This is a genomic window from Cloacibacillus sp. (assembly GCF_020860125.1).
GTDB lineage: Bacteria > Synergistota > Synergistia > Synergistales > Synergistaceae > Cloacibacillus.
This window is the reverse complement of the sequence record NZ_JAJBUX010000070.1, coordinates 37,733-54,671: the sequence shown is the minus strand read 5'-3', so window position 1 is coordinate 54,671 and position 16,939 is coordinate 37,733. Positions and strand designations below refer to the sequence as shown.

The window sequence follows — 16,939 nt, the reverse complement described above, 5'->3', positions numbered from 1 at the left end:
GATACGGTTCCGGTATCGGAGCCCCCATTTTATTTAGCAACTCGCACTTCTAAACACCAATTTCCTTCGGGTTGGAAAAACTGTAAATAACGATTTAGCTTCGATATGATAAATGATAAATAGCGGTTTTTTTCTTAAAGCCTTCCTCTCTGAGGAAGGTGGATCGCCGCCGTCTTTGCGGCGAGACGGAAGGAGTGTTGCTCTGTTTAGTACGGAAACCGCGCCATACAGAGCCCGTGGCAAAAGCCGCGGGAGAATATAAGGCCAAAACTCCCTCACCCCGCTTCGCGGGGAGCTCCCTCAAAGAGGGCGCAAAAAAAAATCGCTATTTATCTCTTTTACCACCTGAAGGAAATCGGCGTTTAGAAGTGCGAGTTGCTAAATAACTTTGGGCTCTGGTACCGGAACCGTATCTTCATACGGTGAGGATGCCAGAGCCCGAAGTTATGACGCAAATCGTGCTTATAAACGCCGATTTCCGTTATTTCAGGGACAAGAACAGATCATACGCCTCTTCGGCGCTCGCGTTCTCGTGCACTACGGCGCGCACGGCCCGCAGCATCGCAGCGGGGTTCTCCGACTGGAAGATGTTGCGTCCCATGTCCACACCCGCCGCGCCGTCCCGAATGGCGTTATAGGCCATCTCCAGCGCCTCTTTTTCCGGCGTCTTTTTGCCGCCCGCGATGACGATCGGCACTGGGCAGGCGGCGGTGACCTCCTCGAACCCCTCGCAGTAGTAGGTCTTGATCACCTGCGCGCCGAGTTCGGCGAGTATGCGCGTCGCGAGCTGGAAATAACGCTTGGTGCGCTCCATCTCTTTGCCGACGGCGGTAACGCCCATCACGGGGATGCCGTAGCGGTTACCCGCGTTTATCATATCGCTGAGATTTTTGAAGCTGCCGACCTCGTTTTTGGAGCCGACGAAAGTCTGGACGACGATGCAGGAGGCGTTGAGGCGAATAGCGTCCTCCACGTCCACTCCCACGTGACCGTAGCTCAGGTCTTCGTGCAGCACGCTGGTATCGGTGGTGCAGCGCAGCGCGATCGCCTTGTTGAAGGTGGGCGGCACACAGCTCTTGATCGCCCCGCGCGTCGCCATCAGCACATCGGCGTAGGGCGCGAGCGGCGGGATGGCGAGGTCGAGGCGCTCGAGCCCCGCGGTCGGCCCCATGATGTAACCGTGGTCGAAGGCTAGCATGACGGTACGTCCGCTCTTGGGGTCAAAGATGCGCGCGAGGCGGTCTTTCATGCCCCAATCGCAGTGTTCCGCCCCCTTGACGTAGAAGCTCTTCTGCTCCACCGGCCTGTCGAGGCCGTAGTCTTTCGCCAGGATATTCCCTATCTTGTCTACCATTTTAAGACACTCCTTATTCCTCGGCCGCCGATTTCGCGAAGGCCTTGAATATGATCGAAACCGAGACCGAGCCGGGGTCGGGGATGCCCAGTGCGCGTTCGCCGAGGTTCTTGGCGCGGCCAAAATGCGCCACATAGTCCTTCGTCTTCATGCAGCCCTCGTGCGCCGCGAGACGGGCCGCCTCAAGCGCCGCCGCGATGTCGCCGCCGCCGTAGTCCGCGAAGGCCGCGACCGCTGGGGTCAGCGCGTCGACCATGGTTTTGCCTCCGAGGGGGGCCTTGGAGAATTTCAGAAGCCTCGCTTCGCCGCTCTTAAAGGCCTCCGCAAGCTGCTCCTTCGTAAGTTCCGCAGCTCCCTCGGGGACGGCGCGTGCCATGCCGGAGAAGAGCGAGCCGAAGAGGGGCACGGTCGCCCCGCCGCCCATGTTGAGGACGGCCATGCCGACGGCCGAGAGCATCCCCTTGAAGTCGTTCCCCTGGCAGCCCTCGGCGGTCGCCTTCACCGTCTCCATCACCTTGACCATCGTCGTTCCGTGGTCGCCGTCGCCTATCTGTGAATCAAGCTCCGTCAGCTCGTCTTTGGCGTCCGTAATCGCCGAGGCCGCGCAGCCGAGCATCTTTACAAAGCGTCCGTATGTGAGTTTTTCCATCGCCGCGCAAGCCGCCCTATTTCACCGTGTAGTAGGGCGTGTCGCAGGGAGCCTTCCAGTATTTGAGCAGCTCGCCGTCCATACGCGCCATGAAGAGCTGGAAGCCCGCCGCCTCCTGGACGGTGAGCAGCTCCCCAACGTGCGAGGCGACGACTTTGACGCCCTTGCCTTTGAGGTATTCGACACAGTCCTTGAAGACGATGAGCTGCTCCATGAGCGTCGTCGCGCCGGAGCCGTTGACGATGAGCATGACCTCCTCGCCCTCTTTAATTGAAAGGTCGTCAAGCAGCGCCTGGGTCATGATCGCCGCGGTCTCCCGCGCGCTCTTCATCGTCATGCGTCCGCCGCCGCCCTCGCCGTGCTGTCCCATACCGATCTCCATATCGTCCTCGCCGAAGCGCGATATCTCGGCGCCGTTGGCGGGATGCGTCGCGCCGCGGCAGGCGACGGCGATCGTCGCCATGTTGTCGGCGAACTTCTGCGCGACGGCGCGCACCTCTTCAAGATCCCTGCCCATACCGGCGGCTCCGCCCGCGATCTTCGCGAGGGGGATGCAGCCGACGAGGCCGCGGCGGTTGTCGGAGTCGGAGCGCGGCGCGTTGGAGATGTCCTCCTGCGTCGTGACGCGCGCCACCTTGATCCCAGCGTCCTCCACCTGTTCCATCGTCATTTCGGCGGCCATCATGTCTCCCGCGTGGTTGAGCACGACGAAGAGAGCGCCCTTCGGGGCCGAGGCGAGGGAGAGGGCCTCGAAGCAGGCGGCCGGTCCGGGAGCGGCAAATACGTCGCCGACGATGGAGATGTCAAACATGCCGTCGCCGACAAAGCCTGAGAGCGCGGGCTCATGCCCCGCGCCGCCGAGGGTGACGATGTGGACGCGGTCGGCCTTTTCCATGTTCTTGTTGATGACGAGGTTATTCTCGCGGACTTCAATCTTGTCGGGGAAGGCGAGCGCCATACCCTTAAGCAGTTCTTTGGTGAGCGTCTCTGAGTTGTTGATAAATTTTTTCATTGCCATTTTATGTTTCCTCCTATTTAGCCTAAGTTTCGTTCCCTGCGGCGGCGTTCGCGGCTTAGTCCGCGCACTCCATCAGTTCAAAGAGAACTCCGTCGCGCCAGGCGAAGGCGATCTTCGTCTTTTCGTCGACCGGCGTCACGGGCAGGACGATCTTCTCGCATTTCGCAAGTTCGCCGTTGAGGTCGTCGACCTTGTAGGCTACGTGGGGGTAGTTTTTAAGATCCTCCGGCATCGGCGAATCCGGCTCGAAGCGCAGGCATTCGTACTGATAGGGGTGGTCCTTCGGGTCGGTAAGGAAAAGTTTCATCTCCGGGGAGTATACTTCATTGGGCTGCGGCGTCTTCACCGGAACGCCAAGGTGCATGTACTGTGCCATTGCATAGTCCTCCTTCGTCATTTTGCGCTGCTGGTGTATATTCGCTGTCCCTATATTTTAACATAGCCGTATTATTACGTACCTCACTTTTTTGCCGCCGTCTGGCATTTTTCCCCTGTTTTGTATATAATGGAGATGAAAAACCGATAAAGAAAAGGACAGTGATCGATATGGTTTCTGCAATCATGAAACGCCGAAGCATTAGAAAGTTTACGGGAGAAAAGGTCTCCGCCGACAGCGCGATGAGGATCGTCGAAGCGGGAGCCGCCGCGCCGAGCGCGATGAACAGGCGTCCCGTGCGCTTCATCCTGCTTGATAAAGAGGCGATGGCGCGCTTCGCGGAAAAGGTGGCGCAAAAGGAGCCCTTTATCGAGGGGCAGTGGGCTATCGCCGTCTGTGCCGACCGCCGCGGCTACGACCAGGAGGGCGCCTGGCTTGAGGACTGTTCCGCGGCAATGGAGAATATCCTGATCGCGGCGACGGAGATGGGGCTCGGCTCACTCTGGTACGGCGTATACGCGCGCCCCGCGAAGGAGCCGCAGGTACGCGAGGCGCTCAAGGTGCCGAAGGGCGTGGAGGTCTGCGGCATTGCCGTGATCGGCCACGCCGCCGAGGAAAAGGAGCCGCACAGAGGCGTGGATTCTTCCATCCTCCACATTGGCTGCTGGAAGGAATAGCCGGTAAAATGAAAGCTGCCGGGAGGATATTATTTTTACTTGCGACTGCCGCGATGCTTGTCTTCCCGGCCAGCGGCGCGGAGGCGGCGCGGCGTTATATAACGGAAAAACCGCTTCCAAAGACCGCCAGCACCGACGTCAGGGAGACCGCGGTGGAGGCGGAGCTTGACGGCAATTTCACGCTCACTCTCGAAGCCCCCGTTCTGCCGGGATATTCGTGGAGCCTCTATAATTCCCTGCCGCCGGGGGTCTCTCTCGTCTCGGTGTCGAGTACCCAGAGGCAGGCGGTATCGCCAGACATGACGCCGACGGCGGTCGAGACCAGGAGTTATCACGCCTCCTCCACGGGACGCAACAGGATCATCTTCCGCTACGCGCGGCCCGGCGACGAGACTCCGCTGATATATGTAATATTCAGTCTGAATGTGAGGCTAAAGTAGGATGTATAGATTTATCATCGCTCTGTGCGCGTTGACGCTGCTCTTTTCGGCGGGCCGCGCGCAGGCGGAGAGACGTCATGCGATGGTCCTGCCATTTCCCGTGACGGAGGCGACCGACGTTCGTTATCTGGAGGCGGAGACCTTCCTCAACGACGACTTTGAGATTTCGCTCGCGGCTAACCCCTCCACAGGCTATACGTGGATCGACTACGACGGTCTGCCATCGGCGATCTCCTTCGTCTCGCGCACCTATGATCCTCCCGCCGTTGCCATGCCCGGCGCCGAGGGAAGGGAGCGGCTGCGCTATCACGCGAACGCCACAGGACACAACCACATCATCCTGAAGTACGCGCGCCCGTGGGAGGGCAAGCCGGCGGCCTATGCCGTCTGCTGCGTGTATGTGAAGCTGCCAAGCCAGCTGTAGATATAACGGAAATACCGCGCCCGCCGCTCCGGAGGGCGTTTTTTATCGCCGCCTATTTTTCCGCGGCGCTGAGATATTTCGCCGTGTAGGGACAGACGACGAAGCATTTGCCGCAGATGTCCGCCTCTATGCCCGTGCGGAACATCATCAGCTCCCGCTGCTTATGTGTGCATTTTTCGGTATCCACAATCAGGTCGCAGTCAACGGCGCGGTTCCACAAAAGACCGCTCAAAGCCTGCCCAGGGCAGGAGCGGCGGCAGAGGCCGCAGCCGCCGCAGAGCGGCTCCCTCACGGATGAGGCGCAGGCAAGCGGCGCGTCTGTGAGCAGCGAAGAGATGCGCACCGCGGAGCCGTATTCGGGGGTGACGAGCAGGCAGCTTTTGCCGATCCAGCCAAGACCGGCCCGCACCGCCACCGTTTTGTGCGGCAGGGCGCTGCGGCAGTCCGCGTCATAGCTCACGGCGTCGGTCGTCTGCGGCTGCGCGGAATAGCCGCGTCCGCGCAGGTATTCCGCGCCGGAGGTCACTATCCGGTTCAGCCCGTTGTTAAGTTCATGGTACATGTAATAGTAGCTCTTTGTCGGGCCGTCAGCAATCTCCCGCAGGATGTGCGGCGGTACAGGGAGCGCCACCGAGACGGCGCGCGGATAGCCGCACCCAGCCACGCCGCCCATATCCGCAAAGCCGACGAGCTTCGCGCCGATACCATATAAAAAGTCTTTGAATTCCTCCGACAGCATGCCGCGCGTCCTCCAATATTAAAGAATATATGATGCGGACCGTAAGGTTCTCGGTAAATTTTACATCATGCCGCCCGGATTTCCTCCCGTGAAATGCTTCATTCGCAATGAAGCCAGGCGATGAGAGACAGTGTGGTAAACACATCAGCAAGAGTCAAAAAGGATATAAACAGCGGTTTATTCCCCAGAGGAAAAAGAGATAAATAGCGGTTTTGCTTTTGCCCTTGCTCTTAAAGGCGCCCTCTCTGAGGGAGCTGGCTCGGCGATGTTTTTTCGCCGAGACTGAGGGAGAGTTGACCTTCGGTTCTTCCGCGGCTTTTGCCGCGAGCTCTGTTTGGCGCAGGAACCGCGCCAAACAGAGCAACACTCCTTCCGTCTCGCCGCAAAGGCGGCGGCGATCCACCTCCCTCAAAGAGGGAGGCTACAAAGGAAAAAGCTAAATCGGCGTTTAGACGTGCTGGATGCTAAACCGCTGTTTATCGCCTCCGGCCATTATTTATGCGTTTGTACCGGGATAGAGCGTGCCGTTTTACAATTATTTGCCGCGACTGTATGATAGAGAAAAATCAAATAGGGAGGGCTTCATATGCTGTTCACCTTCAGTCAGATAAAAGAGGCGAGAGAGCGCATCGCTCCGTATATCACGGAGACGCCGCTGATAAGGCTTCGTAATCTGGATCAATACCTCGGATGCCAGGTCTACGCAAAACTTGAGTCTATGCAGAAGACGGGCTCGTTCAAGCTGCGCGGGGCCGTCAATAAGCTGCTGTCGCTCTCCGCCGAGCAGCTTGGCCGCGGCGTCGTCGCGGCCTCCTCCGGCAATCACGGGAAGGCGCTCGCCTACGCCGCGGGGCTGCTGGGGGCGAAGTGCACCGTCGTCATGCCGCGGACCGCGCCGCGGAATAAGATCGAGGCGATCGGGAAACTCGGGGCGGAGGTCGTGCTCTGCGAGACCTCCGAGCGTTTCAGGATCGCCGAGGATATCTGCCGCGAGCGCGGCGGAACGATGGCGCCGCCGTACGACGACTACGAGATAATGGCCGGTCAGGGCACCGCCGGTCTGGAGATCATGGAACAGGAGCCTGGTCTAGACTGCGTGATATCCCCTGTCAGCGGCGGCGGACTGATCGGCGGTCTCTCCACCGCGCTGAAGGCCGTCTCGGAGGGAAAGATACGCGTCGTCGGCGCGGAGCCTGATATACTGCCGCGCTACAGCGAGAGCCTCGCCGCCGGAGAACGTGTCACCGTTCCGCAGCGGCGCTCGCTGGCGGACGCCCTCGCCTCGCAGACGCCTGGGGCCAGGAACTTTCCCGTCGTGCAGGCCAACGTGGAGGGGGTCGCCCGCGTCTCGGAGGAGTACATCAAAAAGGGGATGAAGCTGCTGCTGACTGAGGGAAAGCTGCTCGCCGAACCAGCCTCCTGCATTGGCGCAGCCGCGCTGCTCGAGGGACGTATCTCCGTAAGGGAGGATGAGAAGGTCTGCCTGCTCATCTCCGGCGGCAACGTGGGACTAGAGCAGCTGGAAATCCTGCGGGACGTAAGTATATAAAGCGGTTGGCGGAGACACAGGCTGATTGGCGTCTCCGCCGTTTTTCCTATAACCCTTGACAGAAAGAGGATGCCGCGGTAGATATTTATATAAATTTTCGTGTCGAATAAATTGATAGTTATATAGATTATCCCGGGAGGCGGGGATATATGCCCTATTATATCTTTCGAGGCGGATATATTAAAAAGAGGTTGTTCTTTCTCCTTTTGCTTGCTGTTCTCATCTATCCGTTTGCGGCGGCACATGCACAGATGCGTCACAAATTCGATCTGCCCTTTCCCGTCACGAAGGAGACTGATGTCAGATATATTGAAGTTACGGCATTTTACGACAGCGACTTTGTGATAAGCCTTGAGGCAAATCCGGCTACGGGCCACGTATGGCGCGAATACCAGCGCCTTCCGCAGGGAATAACATTCGTCTCCTCGACCTTTAAGGCGAAGGCAGCCGCTGGAGGCCCCTTTGACACGCCCGGCATTGAAAGGCGCAGATACCACACGTCAACAAAACATTATGGAGACGTAACGGGACATACCCATATAATATTAAAATACGAGCGTCCCTGGGAGCATAAGCCGGCAGCTTACGCCGTCTGCTGTGTGAATATCTATGTAAATAATCCCTACGAATCCAAGTTTTGGGTCACCATGTCGGCCATGCATCGTTTTCACAGACGCCCCTGGGTCTTGCTGTTTTTTGGCACGCGGTTTGAAAGAGCCGAGGTTATGATAGATCTGTATAAAAATAAACCACGGATATTTTGGCTCCTTAATTTGTTACATCTCTGCCTTGTATTCATCGTAGTCCATGTTTCGAGGGCCAAAGAGAAGGATTACTGGTCCTTGTGCAAAGACAGCCCCGCGGGATTTATTTTGGTCTCATTTTTGCTTGCCCTATGGCTAATAATTGCCTCATGGCTGCTGCGGTTATTAGAGATGGCCGCCTGGGGGCTTGCCTAGCGTTTCACAAAACGCCGCGGCAGACAAAAGGCGCCCCGGACAAAAATGCCGGGGCGTCTTTTTTATTTATGGGAAGTTTTTTCGCAGTCTGCCGCTATTAGAGGTAGTTGGCGGCGACCAGAACCTCTTTGACTCTTTCTTCGTTCTTCTTCGCGAACTTGATGACGGGGCCGGTGCAGCCCATTGAGGACTCGGCGTAGATGCTGGCCTTCCAGAGAGCCTTGACGGCATTCTCTATCTCAAGGACGTCGACGCCGTGGATCTCTTCGTCTGTCGGTTCGGCCGCGGGGGCTTTGACATCTTCTTCGGCCGCCGCCTGTTTCGGCTGCATGGCCTCGATGAGATCGTCAAGTCCAACTGCCTTAGCCGCCGCCAGCTCCTTCGCCACGATCGCGGGAAGTCCGTTTTTCGCGGCGCTCGCGTTGAGCAAGAGCGCGGAGGCGATAACGGGAGCGCCCGAGGCGCGGGAGATGATCGAGATGACCTTGTTCCAGCCCTCTCCGGCGGAGGGGCCGTAACCCCAGCCCATCGCTTCGTAGTTGCCGCCGGTGGTCCAGGCTCCGAAGAGCTTCATGAGGACGTTCCCTGTGAGGGTGTCCGTCACGCAGACGTCGGCCGCGCCGGCGAGCAGGTCGTTGCCTCGAAGGATCGCGCCGCCGTCTTTTCTGATGCTCTCCGCGAAGTTGATGCCGTAGCCGTTGTCCTTAAGCTTCTGAAGGGCGCGCAGAACAGTCTGAGCGCCGTCAAGGTTGAGGACGCCGACCGTCGGCTCCAGTATACCGGCGGACTTCGCCACCGCGATACCGTAGATGGCGTTGCGGAGCATAGCCTCCGTCCTGACCGGGGAGGACGTGCCCGTAGAGGAGGCTACGAAGCACGGTTTCCCTTTGCCAGGCGTAAATACCTTTCCTATTGTGGTTACACCGACGGGGAACGGGTAGTGGAGGGCTACCGCACCTTCTATGATCCCGTCGCTCAGTGCCTTTTCCATCGCCGCGGATATTTCGTGCTCGTCCGCCGCCGTCTCGACCCAGTTGAGGTCTTCGTAGCCCGCGAGTTTCGGACCGATGCAGAATACTTTCACACTGGGATCGTTCTGCATCGCGAGGCGCGCGCCGCGGCAGAGCTCTTCCTGGCCGAGCTCGCTGCCGTACGCCATAAGGCCGACTTTAGTCTTTTTGCCGCCGCCCTCTTTGGCCTCTTCTATTATTTCGCCCAGTATGTCGCCTATCAAGGCCTTTACGGATGCGTTATCTGTCATTGTTTTTCCCCTTACTTTTTGAGGCTAGCGGCAAGTTCTCCGAGGCTCTCAAGAATGAGTTCGCGGATCTCTTCTTTGCTCACGGTGGCTTCCGCCTGCTTGGGCTGCGGCTTCTCGATGAGGAACGAGGCGCCGTCGGCCAGGTTGGTCAGACGTCCGAGGAAGAGGCTGCCCTTACCGATGATCATCGCGCGGGTCATCTTGCCGGCGTTGATGGCGTCGGCGGCGTGGCCCATGAACGGCACGCCGGAGGGAATGTGTCCCTGCGTATGGACGAAGCCCGTCATGCCATGTTCTTTTGTGAACTTCACCATGTCGGCCTTTTCGATGGCCTTCTTCATCACCGCGAGGGCCGCGATCATCTTGAAGTTCGCCGTCGGCACGTCTCCCGCGCCCGCGGGAAGGGTGATCTCGGGGTTGTGGAGCTCCGGTGAGAATTTATCTACGTCGGCAAATGTCAGTCCGACCTTCTGGAGCGGCTCGTAGGTGAGGACGGAGGTGACGGTCTGCGGCGAAGCGCCAGCGCCGACCGTATGCTTTCCGATCGCGTCGAGGCGGATCACGGGCAGGGTGCCATCGTCGGGAACGATGAGGACGCCGAAGGAGCCGATGCAGTTCTCAAGGGCTGGAAGCTCTTTCTTAACGTGGTCGCGCGCGTTCATGTAGAGCTTGGGGATCGCGCCGCCCGCGATGACCGCGACGTTTTTACGGGTTCCCGCGGCGACCATCGAAGCGCCTGAGAGGACCGCATTGACGGGGCCCGCGCAGAAGCCGCGCACGTCGCAGCCGGAGGAGTTCACGCAGCCAGCTATTTCTGCGATGGCCTTCGCGAAGTTGCCGCCGCCGCGCTGGTTCATGTCGCCGGCCGCCTCTTCCGAGCATTCGATGACAAAGTCGATATCTTCGGGCTTCATGCCGCTGTTCTGAATGAGGTGAAGCAGTGAAAGCACGGCGCTCGCCTTGCAGGTGATGTTCACCAGCAGCTCATAGGCGGTGAGGTTCGGGTCCACTTCGTGTCCCCTTCTCGCACAGCCGACTACCTTGCCGTCGACATAGAGGGGCAGCGCGCCAGCCGTCTTGACTTCGTTCTCTATCTCAGCCGCGTCGTGGCCCGCCTCAAGGCGCGCTACGATATCTTCGCGCATCAGGGGGTGCTTGGCGATCTTTTCCTTGACGGCGGCGGAGAAATCCTTATCAAGCCAGATAAGGTCGAATACGTCGCAGATGTCGAGGAAGGCGATCGTCTCGTCTTCGGGCATGATCTCGCCGTATTTTCCGAAGCGGATCTCCTGCGGCTCAAGGTTCTTGTACCAGGGCTGGGGACGCGTTTCAAAGTCCTCTATCTCCATGGCACCGATGTATGTGAGGTTCGGAGCGTAACTGGCCGCTTCGTGGTAGTTCTGCTGGTATTTGGGAAGTTCTTTGAGGAATTCTGAATCGGGGTGCGTCTCCCTCTCTACAAAGGGGGTGTTGCCGTACCAGAGGCCGAGCTCGGGTGTGTGGTTTAATGAATAGGCTGCCGCTTTGATCGCTGCGTTTGGCATTTTAATTACTCCTCCTGTTGGTTTGATCGCGTAATTTATCTCTGTTGACCGTATATAACTTTACAACAAACTCCATATTACCATATCTTACGAGATAGTATATTTTATTTTTCCTGATATGTCTTTATGCTTATGAATAATATTTCACATACTCTGCCCCTTTTCACGGTTAGAAAAGGTAATTTGGAATAAAATACGAGGAAATGACGCTCAAAATCAACCGATTTTTGCGGGCCTGCCATTCCATTATCGCTTCCCACTTTGCCCCTTACGCGGGCGAAGGCTTTATGATTTAAGGTTTTCCATATCCTTCAGCGAGAATGCCACCCAGAGGTCAAAGGCGTCTTTAAATTTCCAGGGATCTTTTCCCGTCAAAGCTCTGATTTTTTTAAGCCTGTACTGGAGGCTGTTTCTATGAAGGCGCAGGCGGCGCACGGAACCGCTGCTTGAAAACGGCGATTCGCACCACTCCATAAAGGTGTCCCGTATAGCTTTGTAGTCCGACCGTCTGTCGATATCCCGTAAGACCATGGAGGTAAAATCACGTCGGGAGTTTTCTGACAGCAGCCCCAATACGGACAACATATCTCCATATGTCTTTATATCGTCATGGAGATCATAGTCTTCTCTATATTCGCATGGCTGACAATGAGACAAACGGTCTATTTTCATTACCCCCTTTCGAACAAACGCGGCCGCCGGTATCAAGCGCCTTTATTAAATCCTCTTAAAAAGGCGCGGCCTGCGTTTTCACAGGCCGCGCCTTCAAATAGGGAGGAGGAATATCGGGGTTACCTTAAAAAGCAGACAGCCCAAAATGGTAGTTTTGTAACGGCTTCCGCAGCGCGTTCGCTAAACCTTCCCGCGGCGGCGGAAATTTTCTTCCGGCAAAGAAATTTTCCGCGCCGGCCGTCCATCTAAGGGCTGCCGTTCGGCCACAAACATCCTCAGCAGGGGCCGCTCTTCCGTCTGGCTGCGGATTTTTCGTGCTGACGACCCCTTATTTACGAACTAAAGTTATTATACAAAATGAGAGGAAAGCTATGTTTCAGTTTTTTATCACAAAAATGTCTCTATCGACGCAAAGAGGGCCGCGGCTGACAAGACCGGATAAGCTCAGAGGAGCGTCTCCGGCATGATCGATATCTCCGCGACGGCGACAGCGCGCCCCTCGAGCTTAGGCAGGATATCCCCATTTTCGCTCCGCGAAAGACTCACGACGTTCACGCCGCCGGGGTTCTTAACGCGAACATCCGGCCCCGTGTGTCCGGAAAGCCACGAGACGATCGCCGAGGCCACCGAACCGGTGCCGCAGGAGAGCGTCATATCCTCCACGCCGCGCTCGTATGTCATGATGTCGATCATATCCGCTTCGCCGCTCATGACTGCGAAGTTTACATGAGTTCCCTGCGGAAAGAGGTCCGATCTGCGGCGGATCGCGCGTCCGACCGGCGCGTACTCTTCAAAGCGGCGGCTCCTTTCGCGCTCAAAGATTACGCAGTGGGGGACGCCGACGGTGATAAAAGAGTATTCGAATTCATCCTCCCCCACGCAGAGGCGTCCGTCCGTGACCATGCCGCGAAGCGAAACAGGGGCGAGATCCATCGTCACGCGGCCGCCGTCCACCACGGCGCGTACCATTCCGCCAAGCGTTTCGAAGGTCAGCTCTCCTGACTTCGCTATCCCATAGTCCAGCGCGAAGCGCGAGACGCAGCGCGCGCCGTTGCCGCACATCTCCCCCTCCGTTCCGTCCGGGTTGAAGATACGCATTTTGAAGTCCGCAGCGGCCGAGGGCTCCGCGACAACCAGTCCGTCGGCGCCGACCGACTGACGCCGTCGGCAGGCCTTTGCCGCGAGATTTGAGAGAAATTCCGCGTCATAACGCAGTGCCATATTATCTAAGACAAGAAAATCGTTCCCGTTGCCATTCATCTTAACGCACTCTATCATCTTATACTGCCCCCCTCTGGAATAGCTTATACAGACCTTATACAACGGCTCTTTCCACAGCGGAAATCACCACACACTGAAAGTAAGAGATTTTCTCCGCTTTTTACACATCTTTGAACGTAATCGGGACCTCCTGACCGGTATCGTCCTATGTCAGGAACTTTACCACGGAGGCCCCATATATATCGTGCTATACGCTTTTTCTCCGAGTAAGCTAAACCCTCTCGGCAGCCGCCAACTTTACCGCAGTTGTGAAGACCTCCAGCGCCTGACGCAGCTCATCCGTCGGCGGATAGGTGGGCGCGATCCTGATTATGCTGTCTTTCGGGTCCAGTCCGTGGGGATATGTCGCGCCCGCCGGCGTCAGCTTTACGCCGGCTTCTTCGCAAAGGCGGACTATCTTTTTCGCGCAGCCCTCCGGCGCCTCGAAGCAGATGAAGTATCCGCCCTTCGGCCTGCCCCAGCGGACGAGTTCCAGCCCCCCGAGCTCGCGTTCCAGCGTCTGAAGCACAAGTTCAAACTTCGGACGCACGATATCCGCGTGCTTTCTCATATGCGCCTCCACAGCCTTTTTGTCCGGCAGGAAGCGCGTGTGACGAAGCTGGTTCACCTTGTCGTAGCAGACAAGCTGGTAGCGGATAAGGTCGGCGGCAAAGGCGATATTCGCGGGGCTTGCCGCCATCGCGCAGACTCCGCCGCCGGCAAAGGTTATCTTGGAGGTGGATGTGAACATGAGGACCCGGTCCTCCGTTCCGTGCCTGAGGCAGGCCTCGTAGATGTTGGCAAGCTCGTCCCGGTCGCCGTCGTAGAGGTGGTGCATACAGTAGGCGTTGTCCCATATCAGACGGAAGTCCGGGACCGCCGTCTCCATCGCCGCCAGGCGCTCGACCGTCTCGTCGGAATAGGTGAAGCCGGTGGGGTTTGAATACATCGGCACACAGATCATCCCGCGCACGTCGGGGGCCTTAGCCAGCCGCTCGACCTCGTCCATGTCTGGGCCGTCTTCACGGGTCACCACCGGAAGCATTTCAATACCGTAGGTATCGCAGATATGGAAATGCCAGTCATAACCGGGGACAGGACAGATAAATTTAATCTTCTCCAGCTTCGACCAGGGCGTGAACCCCTCCATCGGACCGTTGATAAAGCATCTTTTGAGCGCGTCGGAGATCATGTTGATGCTCGAACTTCCACCGGCGAGGACCTGCTCCGCCGGCACGCCGAATATTTCGGCAAAGAGGCGGCGCACCTCGGGTATCCCCTTGAATTCACCGTAATTGCGGACGTCCATTCCGTTCTCGCAGATAAAATTATTATCGTCCAGTGTGTGAAGCATCGGAATGGAGAGGTCAAGCTGAGCCGTATCAGGTTTGCCCCTGGACATATCCAATTTCAGGCCAAGCCCCTTCAGCTCCTCATATTTTTTACGAATTTCATTTAGATTAAGAGCGTTTTCCGACATCATATATTCCTCCTTGATCAGCCCGCCGCAGTTTTTCCGCGGCGGACGCAGACTATTATATATCACGCGGCGGCGCCGCCCAAAAGGAGGCTCACATTACAAATAAGGAGTTATTTATTGACGATGTTGATACATTCGCCCGTGATATATGCCTTCGCGTTGGCGACGGCACAGTCGATGATCCTCTGCCGACATTCCTTCGAGGCCCAGGAGATGTGCGGTGTAATGATGCAGTTCTTGGCCTTGAGCAGCGGATTGTCTTTCGTGATCGGCTCGGAAGAGACGACGTCGACGGCCGCCACCGCGACTTTGCCGGAGTTCAGCGCATCCGCCAGATCCTGCTCCACCACTATCTGCCCGCGGCTGTTGTTGACGATTATCACGCCATCCTTCATTTTTTCTATATTGCTCTTGTTGATAAGCCCCTTGCTGAACGGATTCAGCGGCATGTGCACCGCGATGACGTCGGAGGATGTCAGCAGCGTTTCAAAATCGACGTAATCGGCGACGGCGCGGCCGGCGTTCGTGGGATAGGGGTCATAGGCCAGCACCTTCATACCGAGTGCGCCCGCGGTGGCGGCGGTGCGGGTGCCGATCTTACCGAGGCCCAAGATCCCCAGGGTCTTTCCGTCGAGTTCGATCAGCGGATAATCCCAGTAGCACCAGTCTATGTTGTTTTCCCATTTGCCGGCATGCACGGTCTCGCTGTGGTGGCCTATATGGAGGCAGGCCTCCAGCATCAGCGCAATCGCGTACTGGCTCACCGCCGCGCTGCCGTATGTGGGGATATTGGCGACGGGGATGCCCTTTTCCTTCGCGTAGACGACGTCGATGATGTTATAACCGGTCGCCAGCATGTTGATGAATTTTACGCTCGGGCAGGCGTCAATGATATTTTTCATGATCGGCACCTTTTTCGTGTAGACCAGTTCGGCGTCTCCGATACGCGCTATAACCTCCCGCTCGTCCGTCTGCGACGTGCGGTCGTATACGGTCAGATCTCCCAAAGCGCCCAATTCGTCCCAGCTCAAATCGTCTGAATTTACGGTAAAACCATCCAAAACGACTATTTTTTTCCTCTCCTGCATGACGTAACCACCTTCATATAATTTTTTATAAATTCGTTATTCGAGCCGCGCCTGCGCGCTGGCCGCGATATGGCCTGTACTTGAGGGCTAAACCAGCGTCAGTCTCTCGTGCGCCGCCACATGATCAAGAAGGGCCTCTGAGACCTCTATCGTTTCAAGCTCAAGTGTATTTTTAATTTTCACTATTTTGAGCCTATTCCTGTCGGCTCCCCTCGCCAGCTGGATCGCGAAGCGCAGCGCCTCATCCTCTGAGTCGGCGGTGATCGGGATCTTGGAGCCCTCCGGCGACTTGACGGCAAGCGCGTTGGCGTACATCAGAGGCAGGTCCAGCTTATTCAGGACTTTGCGCGTTATCACATCGAAGATGCCTACTCCAACGGCGTTGCCGTGAGATTCATTCGTGACGTCGAAAAGTACCATGCGTTTGATCTTCGGCACCGGAAGGACAAATTTCTTGAGCAGGAAACTCTTGCCGAGGATATTGGGATCAAAGCCGGAGCCGGAGATGTTTTTGCCGATCTCTTCGACTATCAGGACGTCGATGTCGGGGATCATCAAAGTCGGCATATTGTCCTTTGCGATCTTTACCAGCTCTTTTTCCCGTTCGATGATCTTTTCGGCGGGGATCGCCTCGATCATCGCCGTTTCATCGTAGGCGTTTTCGAGTATCGCCACACCGAATCCGACGCTGGCGTGTTTCATTATCATCCCGGCGGCCTCGATCAGGATATCGGCGAAATTATCAAAATCCGCCTCGTGCACCGCGGTACAGCCGACATGGTTGCCGAGCCCGATGACTAGCATCTTGCAGACGCCGCTTTGGATATCCCCGACAAAGTCCGTGTGAAGCTTGACCCTGTTGATTGGCACGATAAGATCGGCTCCGAGCGCCGCGGAATCGAAGTAAACGTCTATTCCGCCCGACGTCCTGCCCAGGCGGACCACATCCACGGAGGTGACTATCTTGACACCGATATTCTCCTCTGTGATGCCGTAAGAGGCGAGGACTTCGCGCTGGCCCTCCGGCGTTCCGCCGCCGTGGCTGCCCATGGCGGAAATGATAAACGGTTCGCCGCCAAGTTCTTTGATCTGCCCGATGACCTCTTTCACGATCTTCGCGAGATTTTTGATGCCCCGGCTGCCAACGGCGACGGCGACCTTCGCGCCGGGCTTGATCTTCTCTGATATCTCTTTTTTAGTGATCTCCAGTTTTATATGCGCCTCAATGTCCTCAAGCTTCGGTCTGGAAAAACTTTGCCGGACCCTGTGCATTTTGGGAAGAGGGTAGTTCAGCTGCTCTTCAAGCAATATAGGCATTTTTCATCCTCCTCGTAAAATAAGTATGCTGCCGCCCGCCGCGGGAAGCGCATACAGTTACAGGCGGTACGTGGGCTTAACGCCCGTGTACCGCCTGCCGCGTAAACGATGAGCGTCCGGTTGGACATATCT

Annotated in this window: 18 protein-coding genes; 6 read left to right on the top strand and 12 right to left on the bottom strand. The window is 57.1% G+C overall.

Annotation, left to right across the window (positions count from 1 at the left end):
- Positions 1-481 precede the first annotated feature (481 nt).
- From lsrF to LIO98_RS09020, 4 genes are read right to left on the bottom strand one after another with little or no spacing between them, the layout of a single operon-like run.
- Positions 482-1,354: a 3-hydroxy-5-phosphonooxypentane-2,4-dione thiolase gene (lsrF, locus tag LIO98_RS09035; protein WP_291955795.1), complete on the bottom strand. Its 873-nt coding sequence runs from the start codon at positions 1,352-1,354 to the stop codon at positions 482-484.
- Between the two features lie 13 nt (positions 1,355-1,367).
- Positions 1,368-2,003, bottom strand: a complete 636-nt coding sequence (gene dhaL / locus LIO98_RS09030) for a dihydroxyacetone kinase subunit DhaL (protein ID WP_291955793.1) — start codon at positions 2,001-2,003, stop codon at positions 1,368-1,370.
- A gap of 16 nt (positions 2,004-2,019) precedes the next feature.
- Complete coding sequence (locus LIO98_RS09025) at positions 2,020-3,021, bottom strand: dihydroxyacetone kinase subunit DhaK (protein WP_291955791.1); 1,002 nt, start codon at positions 3,019-3,021, stop codon at positions 2,020-2,022.
- Positions 3,022-3,076: 55 nt separating this feature from the next.
- Positions 3,077-3,397, bottom strand: coding sequence for a hypothetical protein (locus LIO98_RS09020; RefSeq protein ID WP_291955789.1), 321 nt, complete (start codon positions 3,395-3,397; stop codon positions 3,077-3,079).
- A gap of 170 nt (positions 3,398-3,567) precedes the next feature.
- Here LIO98_RS09020 and LIO98_RS09015 point away from each other — a divergent pair, with 170 nt between their 5' ends.
- Genes LIO98_RS09015 through LIO98_RS09005 form a run of 3 tightly spaced genes read left to right on the top strand, consistent with a single transcriptional unit; the run spans position 3,568 to position 4,938 of the window.
- The gene (locus LIO98_RS09015) at positions 3,568-4,074 is read left to right on the top strand and encodes a nitroreductase family protein (protein ID WP_291955798.1); all 507 of its coding nucleotides are present in this window, start codon (positions 3,568-3,570) and stop codon (positions 4,072-4,074) included.
- Between the two features lie 8 nt (positions 4,075-4,082).
- Complete coding sequence (locus LIO98_RS09010; protein WP_291955787.1) at positions 4,083-4,514, top strand: protease inhibitor I42 family protein; 432 nt, start codon at positions 4,083-4,085, stop codon at positions 4,512-4,514.
- Position 4,515: 1 nt separating this feature from the next.
- Positions 4,516-4,938 carry a protease inhibitor I42 family protein gene (locus LIO98_RS09005; protein WP_291955785.1) on the top strand — a complete coding sequence of 141 codons (423 nt, stop codon included), beginning with the start codon at positions 4,516-4,518 and terminating at the stop codon, positions 4,936-4,938.
- A 52-nt stretch (positions 4,939-4,990) separates the two neighbouring features.
- On the opposite strand, the gene LIO98_RS09000 is transcribed toward LIO98_RS09005, so the two are convergent.
- The gene (locus LIO98_RS09000) at positions 4,991-5,677 is read right to left on the bottom strand and encodes an epoxyqueuosine reductase (protein WP_291955782.1); all 687 of its coding nucleotides are present in this window, start codon (positions 5,675-5,677) and stop codon (positions 4,991-4,993) included.
- Positions 5,678-6,263: 586 nt separating this feature from the next.
- Between LIO98_RS09000 and LIO98_RS08995 the strand changes: the two genes are divergently transcribed.
- Positions 6,264-7,226 carry a threonine/serine dehydratase gene (locus LIO98_RS08995; RefSeq protein ID WP_291955779.1) on the top strand — a complete coding sequence of 321 codons (963 nt, stop codon included), beginning with the start codon at positions 6,264-6,266 and terminating at the stop codon, positions 7,224-7,226.
- A 206-nt stretch (positions 7,227-7,432) separates the two neighbouring features.
- Positions 7,433-8,185: a protease inhibitor I42 family protein gene (locus tag LIO98_RS08990; protein WP_291955776.1), complete on the top strand. Its 753-nt coding sequence runs from the start codon at positions 7,433-7,435 to the stop codon at positions 8,183-8,185.
- 97 nt (positions 8,186-8,282) lie between these two features.
- Here the strand turns inward: LIO98_RS08990 and grdD are convergent, their stop codons facing one another.
- The 3 genes from grdD to LIO98_RS08975 all read right to left on the bottom strand — a co-directional run bounded on the left by grdD (position 8,283) and on the right by LIO98_RS08975 (position 11,521).
- Positions 8,283-9,446: a glycine/sarcosine/betaine reductase complex component C subunit alpha gene (gene grdD, locus LIO98_RS08985; RefSeq protein WP_291955773.1), complete on the bottom strand. Its 1,164-nt coding sequence runs from the start codon at positions 9,444-9,446 to the stop codon at positions 8,283-8,285.
- An 11-nt stretch (positions 9,447-9,457) separates the two neighbouring features.
- Complete coding sequence (gene grdC / locus LIO98_RS08980) at positions 9,458-10,990, bottom strand: glycine/sarcosine/betaine reductase complex component C subunit beta (RefSeq protein ID WP_273309096.1); 1,533 nt, start codon at positions 10,988-10,990, stop codon at positions 9,458-9,460.
- A gap of 285 nt (positions 10,991-11,275) precedes the next feature.
- Complete coding sequence (locus LIO98_RS08975) at positions 11,276-11,521, bottom strand: helix-turn-helix domain-containing protein (RefSeq protein WP_291955766.1); 246 nt, start codon at positions 11,519-11,521, stop codon at positions 11,276-11,278.
- Between the two features lie 78 nt (positions 11,522-11,599).
- Here LIO98_RS08975 and LIO98_RS08970 point away from each other — a divergent pair, with 78 nt between their 5' ends.
- Positions 11,600-11,911 (top strand): hypothetical protein, encoded by a 312-nt coding sequence (locus LIO98_RS08970; RefSeq protein WP_291955763.1) that lies wholly within the window; start codon positions 11,600-11,602, stop codon positions 11,909-11,911.
- Between the two features lie 195 nt (positions 11,912-12,106).
- Here the strand turns inward: LIO98_RS08970 and dapF are convergent, their stop codons facing one another.
- The 4 genes from dapF to LIO98_RS08950 all read right to left on the bottom strand — a co-directional run bounded on the left by dapF (position 12,107) and on the right by LIO98_RS08950 (position 16,807).
- A complete protein-coding gene (gene dapF, locus LIO98_RS08965; RefSeq protein ID WP_291955760.1) occupies positions 12,107-12,940 on the bottom strand; it encodes a diaminopimelate epimerase in 834 nt (277 codons plus the stop codon).
- 214 nt (positions 12,941-13,154) lie between these two features.
- Complete coding sequence (locus LIO98_RS08960; protein WP_291955757.1) at positions 13,155-14,402, bottom strand: aminotransferase class I/II-fold pyridoxal phosphate-dependent enzyme; 1,248 nt, start codon at positions 14,400-14,402, stop codon at positions 13,155-13,157.
- Positions 14,403-14,512: 110 nt separating this feature from the next.
- Positions 14,513-15,490 (bottom strand): D-2-hydroxyacid dehydrogenase, encoded by a 978-nt coding sequence (locus tag LIO98_RS08955; protein WP_291955754.1) that lies wholly within the window; start codon positions 15,488-15,490, stop codon positions 14,513-14,515.
- Between the two features lie 87 nt (positions 15,491-15,577).
- Entirely contained in the window at positions 15,578-16,807 is a 1,230-nt protein-coding gene (locus LIO98_RS08950) for a lactate racemase domain-containing protein (RefSeq protein ID WP_291955751.1), read from the bottom strand.
- Positions 16,808-16,939 lie beyond the last annotated feature (132 nt).